Consider the following 1,661-nt stretch of genomic DNA (forward strand, 5'->3'; position numbering starts at 1 on the left):
CGGCTGTCCTACCTGCAGCGGATGTCCACGGTGTTGAGCCGGCGGTTGTGGGACAACGCCGGATCGCCTGAGGTCGATCCCCGGCGGAGCGTTCGGCGGTGCTCGACAAGCTCGCCGAGCTGGTCGATGCCAATGCCGAGGTCTTCATCGCCGAAGAAGTCAGCCAGACGGGCAAACCTGTCCGGTTGGCAACGGAATTCGATCTGCCGGGCAGCATCGACAACATCGCCTTCTTCGCCGGCGCCGCCCGGCATCTGGAAGGTAAAGCCACCGCGGAGTACTCGCCCGACCACACCTCGAGCATCCGGCGCGAGGCCGTCGGCGTGGTCGCGACCATCACCCCGTGGAACTACCCGCTGCAGATGGCGGTGTGGAAGGTGATCCCGGCGCTGGCTGCGGGTTGCAGCGTGGTCATCAAACCCGCTGAACTGACGCCGCTGACCACCCTGACCCTGGCTCGGATCGCCAAGGAGGCCGGCCTGCCCGACGGCGTGCTCAACGTCGTCACCGGAGCCGGCCATGACGTGGGCACCGCGCTGGCCGGCCACCCGGACGTCGACGTGGTGACCTTCACCGGCTCGACACCGGTGGGGCGCAAGGTGATGGCGGCCGCTGCCGTGCACGGACACCGCACCCAGCTCGAGCTGGGCGGGAAAGCTCCGTTTGTGGTCTTCGACGACGCCGACCTCGACGCCGCCATCCAGGGGGCGGTGGCGGCCTCGCTCATCAACTCCGGGCAGGACTGCACCGCAGCCACCCGGGCCATCGTCGCCCGCGACCTGTACGACGATTTTGTCGCCGGGGTGGCAGAGGTGATGAGCAAGATCGTTGTCGGCGACCCGGCCGACCCCGACACCGACCTGGGCCCGCTGATCTCCTTCGCCCACCGCGCCAAGGTCGCCGACATGGTCGGGCGGGCACCCGGTCAGGGCGGGCGCATCGTGACCGGTGGTGTCACACCTGACCTTCCGGGTGCGTTCTACCGGCCGACGCTGATCGCCGATGTCGACGAGAACTCGGAGATCTACCGCGATGAGGTGTTCGGTCCGGTGCTCACGGTGCGCTCGTTCACCGACGATGACGACGCGCTACGGCAGGCCAACGACACCGCGTACGGGCTGGCCGCCTCGGCCTGGACCCGTGACGTGTACCGGGCGCAGCGCGCGTCGCGGGAGATCAACGCCGGATGCGTGTGGATCAACGATCACATCCCGATCATCAGCGAGATGCCGCACGGCGGTGTGGGTGCCTCCGGATTCGGCAAGGACATGAGCGACTACTCGTTCGAGGAGTACCTCACCGTCAAGCATGTGATGAGCGATATCACCGCGGTGGCCGACAAAGGTTGGCACCGAACGATTTTCACCAAGCGCTAGGATGTAACCGGTCGGGGGGCCGGTATCGCTCACGGATCGGTGAGGTCCCGCATTCCCATGTTGCGCGCCGCCCACAGCGCAATCCGGAAATTGATGCGGTCGTTCTCGTCGAACGGATTGGCTCCGGTCAGCTCGGTGATCTTGGACAGCCGGTTCCTGTTATCTGTAACGGTAATAGCTGTGTGTAAGACAGTTACCGAGGTGCGTTTGAATGCGCGGGATCTACGAGGAACACAGTGTTATCTGTAACGGTGTAACTGACGAGCGAGCCCGTTTTTTTGGGGG

1 pseudogene is annotated in these 1,661 nt (G+C 65.4%); it reads left to right on the forward strand.

What is annotated here, in order from left to right:
* Positions 1 to 77: 77 nt before the first annotated feature.
* Positions 78 to 1,376 (forward strand): annotated as a pseudogene (locus WBB07_RS10310) (aminobutyraldehyde dehydrogenase); the annotation flags it as partial.
* Positions 1,377 to 1,661: the final 285 nt, after the last annotated feature.

The sequence above is a fragment of the Mycobacterium sp. genome (assembly GCF_049647605.1).
GTDB lineage: Bacteria > Actinomycetota > Actinomycetes > Mycobacteriales > Mycobacteriaceae > Mycobacterium.